This is a genomic window from Candidatus Zixiibacteriota bacterium (genome assembly GCA_026397505.1).
Classification (GTDB): Bacteria; Zixibacteria; MSB-5A5; order GN15; family PGXB01; genus JAPLUR01.
Window position 1 is genome coordinate 1 of record JAPLUR010000082.1, and the last position, 11613, is coordinate 11613.

At 51.1% G+C, this 11613-nt stretch carries 9 protein-coding genes; all 9 read left to right on the forward strand.

The features are described 5' to 3' along the window. Window positions 1-243: porphobilinogen synthase (locus tag NT002_08745; protein MCX6829350.1), on the forward strand; the 243-nt coding region annotated here is incomplete at its 5' end. Next, window positions 236-1519, forward strand: a complete 1284-nt coding sequence (gene hemL, locus NT002_08750; protein MCX6829351.1) for a glutamate-1-semialdehyde 2,1-aminomutase — start codon at window positions 236-238, stop codon at window positions 1517-1519. The genes NT002_08745 and hemL, both read left to right, overlap by 8 nt. Before the next feature lie 6 nt (window positions 1520-1525). After that, complete coding sequence (locus NT002_08755; GenBank protein ID MCX6829352.1) at window positions 1526-2842, forward strand: HAMP domain-containing sensor histidine kinase; 1317 nt, start codon at window positions 1526-1528, stop codon at window positions 2840-2842. Beyond that, the gene (locus tag NT002_08760; GenBank protein MCX6829353.1) at window positions 2839-3555 is read left to right on the forward strand and encodes a response regulator transcription factor; all 717 of its coding nucleotides are present in this window, start codon (window positions 2839-2841) and stop codon (window positions 3553-3555) included. Before NT002_08755 ends, NT002_08760 begins: the two co-directional genes overlap by 4 nt. Further along, window positions 3548-4576 carry a uroporphyrinogen decarboxylase gene (gene hemE, locus NT002_08765; GenBank protein MCX6829354.1) on the forward strand — a complete coding sequence of 343 codons (1029 nt, stop codon included), beginning with the start codon at window positions 3548-3550 and terminating at the stop codon, window positions 4574-4576. The genes NT002_08760 and hemE overlap by 8 nt, the downstream gene beginning before the upstream one ends. Continuing rightward, entirely contained in the window at window positions 4576-5973 is a 1398-nt protein-coding gene (gene hemN, locus NT002_08770) for an oxygen-independent coproporphyrinogen III oxidase (GenBank protein MCX6829355.1), read from the forward strand. The genes hemE and hemN overlap by 1 nt, the downstream gene beginning before the upstream one ends. Before the next feature lie 33 nt (window positions 5974-6006). After that, a complete protein-coding gene (gene hemH, locus NT002_08775) occupies window positions 6007-6978 on the forward strand; it encodes a ferrochelatase (protein ID MCX6829356.1) in 972 nt (323 codons plus the stop codon). After that, complete coding sequence (gene hemG / locus NT002_08780) at window positions 6975-8354, forward strand: protoporphyrinogen oxidase (GenBank protein ID MCX6829357.1); 1380 nt, start codon at window positions 6975-6977, stop codon at window positions 8352-8354. Before hemH ends, hemG begins: the two co-directional genes overlap by 4 nt. A gap of 272 nt (window positions 8355-8626) precedes the next feature. Further along, window positions 8627-11613, forward strand: a 2987-nt coding sequence (locus NT002_08785; protein MCX6829358.1) for a PAS domain S-box protein, incomplete at its 3' end; no start/stop codon positions are given.

Sequence of the window (11613 nt, forward strand, 5' to 3'; positions counted from 1 at the left end):
GTCAAGCCGGCGCTTGCTTATCTTGACATTATCCGGATTTTCAAAGAGCACTCCCCGCTTCCGGTAGCGGCCTACAATGTCTCGGGGGAGTACAGTATGGTGAAATTGATGGCGAGAGAGAAGATGGCGGTGGAAAGGGATATGATGATGGAGAATCTGGCGGCAATTTTCCGCGCCGGAGCGGATATGATTCTGACTTATCACCTGCGCGACATACTCAAAAACGGTTGGAATAATGCTTAAGCACGAAAAATCGAAAGAACTTTACAATAGAGCGTTGAAAAGCCTCAGCGGCGGGGTCAATTCCCCGGTGCGGGCATTCAAGGCGGTTGGCGGGACGCCCATTTATATGGAGCGGGGCGAGGGCGCCTATGTTTATGATGTAGATGGTAATCGGTATCTCGATTTTTGCTGCTCATGGGGGCCGCTGATACTGGGGCATGCGCACCCCGATATAATAAGAGAGATCGGCCAGACGGCTCGTCACGGCACCAGCTTCGGCACCGTGCACGAAAACGAAATCTTGCTGGCCGAAAAGATAAAGAGTTTATGCCCTCATATCGAGCTTCTGCGCTTTGTCTCCTCGGGGACAGAAGCGGTCATGTCGGCACTGCGCCTGGCGCGGGCTTTCACGAAACGGGATAAGATTGTCAAGTTCACCGGCTGTTACCACGGCCACTCCGATTACCTTCTGGCCTCAGCCGGCTCCGGCCTGGCCACGCTCGGTATCCCGGCCTCGGCCGGTGTCCCTGAAGATTTTGCCAAACATACGCTGGTTGTACCGCTGAACGAAATCGACAGTGTCGAAGAGATTTTCAAGAAATATGGTGCGGAAATCGCGGCGGTAATAATTGAACCGGTTCCGGCCAATAACGGCCTTCTTCTGCAATCGCGAAGTTACCTCGGCTTCTTAAGAGAAATCACCCGTGAGTACGGGTCGCTTCTGATATTTGATGAGGTCATCTCCGGTTTTCGGGTGGCACCGGGCGGCGCCTCGGAATATTTCGGGCTGATTCCCGATCTGTCAACTTATGGCAAAGTGGTCGGCGGCGGCCTTCCGGTCGGCGCGTTCGGCGGCCGGGTCGATATCATGGAGATGCTGGCACCGCTGGGGCCGGTCTATCAGGCCGGAACACTTTCCGGAAATCCGCTCGCTCTGGCCTCCGGTCTGGCCACACTACGGCACCTGGAAGCAAATGACAGCTGGCAAAAACTCGATATGGAGACCAGAGAATTCGTGCAGAGTATCCGAAAGGCAATCAAGGGAATTCCGGTGAATATCACTACGATAGGTTCTATATTCTGGATTAATCTGCAGCCGACCACCGCGACCAAGGCCGAGGAGATACTGCCGGAGAATGCCCGAATGTACGCCACGCTCTTCAGCCAGGCGCTGGAATCAGGCTTGTACCTGGCGCCATCGACCTATGAGGTCGGTTTCATCAGCACGGCACATTCGCACGAGGCGCTCTCCGAGGCGGCGGAGAAATTGTCCGGAATCATAAAATCATTATTTTAAAAGCCTATGAAACGTTTTTCCGCATCATCCACCCGGAACGCCCTTATCATATTTATGATACTGGCCGGGATCTTTTTCGCCCAGATGCTCTGGTGGATAATTTTTCAGGTCCGGAACGCTGAAAGCACCAGAAAATATCTGACGAGCACCCTCGAGGATGAACGCCACTGGGCGATAGAGCTTCTCAATCAGCATTATCTTTCAATCTATCAGGAGGCCGAAGGCGTTATCGAAAACAGCGGCGAGATGACCGCCGTGCCCCCAAAATTCTCCGATCCGGCTGTGTCGGGGATTATTGAAGAAGGGGCAGCGGAAGCTATCAATTTCAATGATTCGCTCTATCTGACTCTGGAGTCAGACGGCAGGGAACATTATTTATTCCTGAACAAAGATTACCCCCGCTCACTTCTGACCCGCAACCAGAAACTGGAATATGCTCCTCCCCCGCCGGGCAGACTTTCACGGCCCGATTGGCTCACCGAGGAATATATCAAGATAAATCCGGCCGCTTATGCCTCTATCGATCGGGATCGTCAAAGGCATATTCGGATGTTTGTGATGGAGGGGTCATTTTTTATTTTGCTCATGCTGGTCGGCGCTTATATGATTTATATCGCGCTCAGGCGGACTCGACAGGTGCGCGAGGAGCAGTTGCTTTTTGTTCACAGCATCACCCACGAGCTGAAAATACCGATCACAGCTATCAGCCTTTTTCTCGACACCATGAAACGGCGAAACTACGACCACGATCTGATGGCTGATCTGGCCCCCAAAATGAAAGAGGATCTGGGCCGTCTGAATCGGCTTATCGACAATATCCTTCAGGTGCGCAAGCTATCCGATAATCAACTGGAACTGCGGTTGGAGACAATCGACCTCAGCAGCGAGCTGACTCGCTTTGCCGGGCATATCCGCGAACGGATAGAAAGCACCGGGGGAAAATTAAATCTTAATATTGCCGAAAATGTCCGAATCCGCGGAAATCTTGCGGAATTAATCAAAGTGTGGGATTCCTTGATTGATAACTCGTTTAAATATGGCCCCTCCGGCAATCTGCAACTGACCATAAATCTCAAAACGCACCGCGAGCAGGTTGAGATACAATTTATCGATAACGGCCATGGAATCCCGGAAGGCATGGGCGATAAGTTGTTTGAGCCGTTTTTCCGCGGAAATATCGAGAGCCGCAAATCAGTTCCCGGTTCCGGGCTGGGGTTGTACCTGGCGCGCGAGTTTGTACGCCGGAGCAAAGGCGTTATTTCCATAAAGAATGCACCATCCGGCGGGTGTTTGGTCAATATTAGATTCCGGGGGGCGAAATGAGCGCCAAAAGAATTCTGCTGGTTGAGGATGAAAAGCATATCGGCGAAGCGATTCTTCTCAATCTCGAATCGGAAGGTTTTGAAATGGTCTGGGCGACCGACGGCAATCAGGCGATGGAATATTACGGTAACGGCAGTTTCGATCTGATTATGCTTGATATTATGCTGCCCGGCATTGATGGTCTGGAAATCTGCCGTCGCATACGGGCTAAACTTGGGACCGAGCCGATTCTTTTCCTTACCGCCCGTGACAGCCTCGATGATAAGAAGGACGGTCTGGCAATCGGGGCCGATGACTATATCACCAAACCATTCGATCTGGAAGAACTGTTGCTGCGAATTAAGGCCATATTCCGCCGGCAGGCCTGGCTTCGCTCCGAAAACACATCCGCCGACGGATACAAATTCTCCGGCGGGTCGATTGATTTCAGGAAATTTGAAGTGGAAAGCCCCAATGGAAAATTCCGGCTGTCCAATAAGGAATGTCTGCTCCTGAAGCTGTTCACCGAGTATCCGGATGAGGTTCTGAGTCGCAACACCATACTCGATGGAGCCTGGGGGTACAACGCCTATCCCTCGAGCCGCACCGTTGACAATTTTATTCTTCGCTTTCGCAAATACTTTGAGCCGAACAGTTCCGAGCCGATTTATTTCCATACCGAATTCGGCACCGGGTACAGATTCACACCGAAAGGAAAAGCGGCGCATGACTAAGAAAGAATTGTTCATGGCCAATGTCCGTCAGGAATTCACTATTCGGACGCCGATCTGGATCATGCGTCAGGCCGGGCGGTATCTTCCCGAATATCGCGAGTTCCGAAAAAATATGTCTTTCGAGGAGCTGTGCAAGTCACCCCGGGCGGTCGCAGAGGTCACGGCGCAGCCGATTGAGATTCTCGACCTCGATGCGGCCATTATATTTTCCGATATTCTTCTGATTCTGGAGCCGCTGGGGATAAATCTCCGCTTTGATCCGGGGCCGATCATCTCGCCGCTTCTGGAATACCCCGAACAGGTCAAAGATTACGCCGAATTTGATGCGGCCGAGAAATTGAGTTTTGTCGGCGATGCCATAATTGAAACGAGAAAAAGGATCGGACAGGATATTTCTCTCCTGGGTTTCTGCGGCGCGCCGTTTACCGTTTTTTGTTATCTCTGTGGTGTCAAGGGGGCCAAGGATTTTCACAAAGCGGTGAAGTTCATTACCAATCACCCCGACGAGAGCCGCCAGGTGCTGGAGCGACTGGCCAATCTCAGTATTCAGTATCTCAAGATGCAGATAGCGGCCGGAGCCGATGCCGTGCAGTTGTTCGACACTTGGGCCGGAGAACTGGCTTTACAGGAATTTTCCGATTGGTCATATCCTTATCTGGCGAAGATTATCAGAGAGTTGAAAAAAGAAAAAATCATAACCAGCCTGTATATAAAAGGGTCGGGGCATCTTCTTGATAAGATTAAAAATCTTCAGGCTGATATTTTCAGCCTTGACTGGAAAGTCCCGATGACGACCGGCGCGAAGGTTCTCGCCCCCCGCACCCTGCAGGGGAATCTCGACCCGCATCTGCTTCTTGGGCCGCTGGAACTGGTGGTAAAAAAGGCGGAATCGATATTGGAAGAAATGACGGCGTACTCCGGATTCATTTTCAATCTCGGGCATGGAATCCTTCCCGAAACACCGGTGGAGAATGTGAAAGCGCTGGTGCGGAAGGTACATCGTTTCGAAAGGAAGCAATAATGTCATCTCAGATAGATCCGGTGCGGCTGGCCGAGCTGGTGAAAAAGTACGACTGCCCGGGACCCCGCTATACCAGCTATCCCACGGTGCCGGAATGGAGCAATCAGTACGGCCCGGAGGATTATAAGGCGGCGATCAAAGAGGCATCTTCCGATGTTGACGAACCGCTCTCTTTCTATCTTCATATACCATTCTGCCGCAAGCGATGCTGGTTTTGCGGATGCACGACCATGATTTCACGCACGCCTGAGGCGGCCGATGCCTATCTGGGGAGAGTGGAAAAAGAATCGAAGATGGTCGCCGAATTGCTGGGGCGGAGAAAAAGAGTTTCGCAATTTCACTGGGGCGGCGGAACACCGTCATTTCTGACCGAGGCGCAGACAATCAGAGCGTTCGAGATTTTCTCGGCCAATTTTGAGATAATGAAGGGGGCCGAAATCTCAATTGAACTTGACCCCCGGGTGACGACCAAAGAGAGAATCAAACTTCTCAAATCGCTTGGTTTCAATCGGCTTTCTTTCGGCATACAGGATTTCAATCATGAAGTGCAGGAGGCTATCGGGCGCAATCAGGACGAAACGCAGTCGATCGAATTGTACCGTCACTGCCGACAAGAGGGATTCACCGGTATAAATTTCGACCTCATTTACGGTCTTCCCCGGCAGACGGTCGCCGGGTTTCAGGAAACCCTGCGCAAAGTGATTGAATTGCGGCCCGATCGGGTGGCGCTGTACTCCTTCGCGCATCTTCCCGAGGGACGCGCCAATCAGCAAAAAATCGATATCGCCTCGCTGCCGACGCCGCAAGTAAAATCGGATCTGTTCAATCTGGCCCGGGAGACATTCGTTGGAAATGGTTACTTTCAGATTGGGATGGATCATTTTGTCCTTCCGGGCGACGAATTGGCGGTGGCGGCCTCAAAGGGAAAGCTCCGCCGGAATTTCATGGGCTATACGGTCAATGCCGCCAAGGACTGGGTTGGTATCGGGATGTCTTCCATATCGTATATCCGCAATAATTTCGCTCAGAATCAGAGCGGCATCAATAGCTATAACAGCGCGATCGACGAGAATCGGTTTGCGGCTTACCGCGGGATGAAACTCTCGGAAGACGATCTGATCCGTCAGCATATTATCTCGGAGTTGATGTGCAATTTTCGGCTCGATACATTGGAACTCAAGACCAAATTCGGTATTGTGCCCGCGGAGTATCTCGCCGAAGAGTTGCAGCAGTTGCAGCCATTCCTTGACGATGGCCTTCTGAATTGGGATGAAAAGGTACTTACAGTTGCGCCGGCGGGAAGATTATTCGTGAGAAATATCGCCATGACTTTCGATGCTTATCTCAAGAACAATCAGCCGGAGAAATCGAAAGTCAAATTTTCACGCACCATCTAATCGACAGGCGACTCCAATTTCGGGGAAGAAATATTGAAGGAAAAGAATGACATAAAGAAAGCAGCCCTGCTTATCAATATGGGCGGGCCGACGAATCTGAACGAGGTTTCGCAATTTATGTACAACCTCTTCAATGATCTTCATATCATGGGTACGCCGCAGCCCTTTCGTTCATTCATCGCCCGTATTATCACCGCTTTCAGAATCCGGAATATAAAAAAGCATTATGCCTTGATCGGCGACGGTTCACCATTGCGGAAATGGACTGCCCGGCAGGCCGCGCTGGTATCGGCCCGACTGCGGGGTAAATTCCCCGGCTTGATAGTCAAAGAAGCTTACAGTTATTCCCCGCCCTCAATTATGACCGCGATTTCGGAGTTGGTGCAGTCGGGAGTGGATACTATTACCGCTCTTCCTCTCTATCCCCATTATGCGACCGCCACTCTCGGCAGCATCTATAGCGACCTGGAGGAGGCGAGAAAGAAATTTGAGCTGGGCAGCCGTCTTCGGATAATGCGCCCATTTTTTGATGACCCCGGCTATATTGCCCTTTCCGTCGAATTGTTTAAAGAGGCGCTGGCCAAAATCGACGTCAGCAAACCTTATCATGTCGTTTTTTCGGCTCATGCTCTGCCGCAGTCATTCATAGATAATGGTGACCCCTATCGTCAACAGGTGGAAAGAACGGTTGAACTTATCCTCAAGCAGGTGCCGCTGGAAAGATATTCTCTTTCATTCCAGAGCAAGATTGGGCCGGTGACCTGGATGCGGCCCTCGACAATAGAGACGGTCAAAGGAATCGGACACCGCGATATTCGGCAGGTGATAATCATGCCAATCGGTTTTGTTTGCGACCATATTGAGACCCTTTATGAACTGGATATCGAACTGGCCGGTCATGCAAAGGAGGCCGGCATCGAAAAATTTATCCGGGCGGCGGTTCCCAATGATCATAGAGCTTTCATTGAGATGCTGGCATCGCATATCGAAGAAGCGATGCCATGAAAAAGATAGGTATTGCTGTGATAGGAGGCGGCATTTCCGGGCTTTCGGCCGGCTTTTTTATCAAGCAGAAATTCGGCCCCCGGGCGGCACTGACTATCTATGAACGCGACAGCCGTCTCGGAGGGACAATCGCCACTACTCGCGAGGAGGGCTATCTGGCCGATTGGGGGCCTAACGGCTTCCTTGACCGCGAGCCTTTAACGCTGGAATTCATCAAACAGATTGGCCTTCAAGAGAAGCTTCTCCCCTCCAATGAAAAATCGGAGAAACGGTTTATCTATCGGAAGGGAAAACTGTGGGAAATCTCGGCCAACCCGATAAAGTTCCTTTCCAGTGGCCTTTTGTCATTACGAGGGAAATTGCGCATCGCCGGGGAGTATTTTGTCCGGGTGCGTACCTCTGGCGAGGATGAGTCAATTTTCAATTTTGTGGCGCGCCGGATCGGCCGTGAAGCGGCCGAGACTCTTATCGATCCGATGGTTTCCGGGATTTACGGCGGCGATCCGGAAATGCTTTCGCTGGGCGCCTGTTTCCCGGTAATGGAAAAGATGGAAAAAGAGTACGGCGGCCTGATAAAGGCCATGATAAAGAAGAAAAGAGAAAGCAAAGGAAAAGCGGCCGGCCCGGCGGGGCCCTCGGGGCATCTCACCAGTTTTCGGGGCGGCCTGCTGACACTCGTAGAGCGTCTTGAAGCATTACTTCGTGAAGATATCCGGCAGGGCGATGAAGTCAGAAGCATTGTTCATACTTCTAATGGTCAATGGAGAGTTGTCAGCGCAGGCGGTAACGCCGATTATGACCGCATAATTATCGCTACTCCCTCAAATAATGCCGCCAAAATTCTTAAGGAACAGACACCCGCGACAGCCGGCCTGCTGAATCAGATACCTTATTCCAATCTGGCTGTGGTCTGTCATGGGTACAAAATAGCCGACATAGGGCGCCCCATTGACGGTTTTGGATTTCTGGTGCCTCATAATCAGAAGCTTGACATTCTTGGTTCAATCTGGACTTCGGTAATTTTCCCGGAGCAGGCCCCGGATGGATATGCCCTTTTCCGCACCATGCTGGGAGGGGCAAAGAACAATGAAATTGTCACGCTCGGTGAATCAAGACTGGCCGAGCTGGCCCATCAGAATCTGGCGAAGATATTAGACATCAGGAACAAGCCAACGTTCCAGAAAGTCATTATCTGGATGGATGCCATCCCCCAGTATGTTCTGGGTCATCGGGAAAGACTGCATAAAATCGAGAACAACCTGATTCAGCTGGAACATATTTATCTGGCCGGCAACGCCTATACCGGCATCGGACTCAATGATGCTATCAAACGGTCGCACGGTATCGTGGATATCATTGCCGCCGGCCTCTCCTGACAATAACCGGTTCCGGTCAAATCTGCCGTCTGATTTTCTCCACACTTTCTGATTTCTCGCAACCGCAAATCACAATAGATTTAATGAATGACAAAAATAGGACTGTGCTGGTAAAGTATTTGCCACAATTGCCGATTTTGTGATTGATAGCCTGCTCATATGCCATTTCCGGTTTCTTCAATATCGCAAATGGCCCGGTGGGAGGCAATTGCACCGAGTATTCGATAATTGGAGTAAGGCAACGACTATTGCTTTTCAGCCCGGCTTGAGTCATGATGGACAGATCTGAAAATCTACGTAAAAACCCGCCCAACTTGATCCTGCTCGGCATCATACATGGCCTGGCTTTCTGGATACTGGATCCCCTTATTGATACCCTGCTATCAAACAGCCAAAGTTTTTTTGAATCGATGTTCACACCCGAGCCTCGGGACATCTGGATACGTTCCTTCGTGCTTTTCATGTTTATTCTCTTTGGCGTATTTGCAAATTCCATCATGATGCGCGAAAAAGCCGCGCAGAAAGCGCTCAAGGAGAGTGAAGGATTATTTCGCCTTCTCTACGAGGACGCTCCTTTGGGCTACCTGTCGCTCGATGGCAAAGGAAACATAATCAAGGTTAACCGCGCCTGGCTCGAACTTATGGGATATGAGGAAAAGGAAGTGATCGGACGCGGTCTTGGGGAATATCTTTCTCCTGCCTCAGCGAGTCATTTAATGCAGAAGCTGCCAATAATCATTGCGCATGGTGAAGCACATCGACTGGAGTTTGGGGCGATTAAGAAAGAAGGTTCTCCCGTCACTTTATCGATCGACTGCAAAGTGACTCAAAATCGGCACAGGTTCTTCAGGCAGATTCATTGCATTATAAATGATATAACCGAGCAGAAACATGCCGAAGCGGCTCTGCGGGAAAGTCAGACCAAATTGAGAAGCATCCTCACTGCTGCGCCGATCGGGATCGGCCGGGTAGTCAACCGTAAGTTCGATTGGGTAAGCGAACATATGCTCAATCTGGTCGGATATTCCAGGGAGGAATTAATCGGCCAGGGTTCCAGGATGCTTTATGAATCGGAGGAAGAATACAGGCGGGTGGGTCTGCAAATAGATAAAATAGTAAGTGCCGGGACTCCCGGTGAGATCGAGACTTACTGGCGACGCAAAGACGGAACAACCCTGGTGATACATTTGTGCGGGACGCTTCTTAATCCCGACAATCCTTCCGAAGGACTGATTTTCGCCGCTTCAGACATCACCGAACGGAAACAAACCGCCCGGAGTCTCGAGAGAATAAATGAATGCTTTCTCAATTTCCGCACCCGCCCCGAAGAGAATATCCAGCGTCTGACTGCCCTTTGCGGCGAGATGCTGGGCGCCGACTGCGCCCTTTATAATCGACTCGAAAACGGATTCCTCTGTTCTCTCGGACAATGGAACACTCCCCCCGATTATAACGCAAAAGACAAACCCGATGGCCACATCTGCTACGATATCATCACGCGCGGCAATGATGAAATCGCTTTAATACGCCATCTTGCGGATACAAATTATATGGCCACCGATCCCAACGTCGTCCGCTATAATCTGAAGACCTATGTGGGGAAAGCGGTCAAATGTGGTGATGATTACCTGGGCTCATTATGCGTTGTTTATCAGCGAGACGTTGAACCGAGTTCCGGGGATTTGAAAATTCTCAGCATCCTGGCCGCGGCCATTGGGATCGAAGAGGAAAGAATGCGGGCCGAAAGCGCCCTGGCCGAGCGCGAGCGATTCTTGCAGGCGGTATTTGACGGTATTCAGGATGGAATCAGCGTCCTTGATAAAAACTTGAACATCCTTCGTGTCAATAGTACCATGGAACGCTGGTACAAACACAAAGCGCCTTTGATCGGCAAGAAATGTTTTGATGCCTATCATGGACGGGACTGCCGATGTGAGGTCTGTCCTACAGTCAAAACTTTGGAAACGTTAAGACCTCATGTTGAGATGGTTCCCCTGACCGGCGCGACCGGAACCGAAGGATGGCTGGAGCTTTTTGCCTTCCCCCTCTTTGACAGTTCCAATAATTGTATCGGCGTCATTGAATATGTCCGCGATATAACGGCCCGTAAGCTTGCCCAGGAAGAACTGGCCAAGGAAAAGGAGCGGTTGGCGGTGACATTGCGCTCTATCGGCGAGGGCGTAATCACAACCGATACGCAGGGAAAGATCATCCTTTTCAATAAGGCGGCGGAAGAACTGACGGGCTGGACTCAATTGGAAGCGGCCGGGCGATCCATACAGGAGACGTTCCGTGTTATTGACGAAGCGAGTCGGCAATCTCTACCCGATCTGACGCCGAAGGTGATTTCCGGGGGTGAGACTCTCTCCATTATTGATAATACTATTCTGATTGCCAGAGACGAATCGGAACGAATAGTCTCCTATAGCGTAGCACCGATAAAGGATGAAAACGGGCACACTGTCGGCGTGGTACTGGTTTTCCGGGATGTTTCCGAGAAGCGCCGAATGGAGGAAGATCTTGCCAGAACCGAGAAACTGGAATCGCTGGGGATTCTGGCGGGCGGCATTGCCCATGATTTCAATAACATTCTTACCGCAATCATGGGAAATATCTCCCTGGTCAAAATGAACCTGGATGAAAACAATGAACTCTGTAAGCGCCTGACCGAAGCCGAGCGGGCCTCCATGCGGGCGCAGGAATTGACCCAGCAACTGCTGACCTTCTCCAAGGGTGGCGTGCCAGTCAGGCGGACAGCTTCCATCAATGATATTGTCAGAGAGACGGCGGAGTTTGCTTTGCGCGGGTCGAATGTCAAATGCAAATTCGATCTCCCCGACGACCTCCAGCCGGCGGAAATCGATGAGGGACAAATCAGCCAGGTGATAAACAACCTGATCATCAACGCCGACCAGGCCATGCCGCAGGGAGGCACGATCGAAATATCGGCAGAGAACATGATTGTCAGGCCGGAGGATTCCTTGCCTGTAAAACGCGGGAATTACATAAGAATCACAGTTTCAGACCAGGGCATCGGCATTCCCGAGCCATATATCAGGAAAATATTCGACCCCTTCTTTACTACCAAGCAAAAAGGGAGCGGCCTGGGGCTGGCCACAACCTATTCCATCATAAAGCGGCACGAGGGACATATCGAAGTGGAATCGGAAGTAGGGGTTGGAACCACGTTTCATGTCTATCTACCGGCATCGGGAAAAAAGCTATCGACACAGAGGAAAAGCGAGGAAGCGGCTATTCC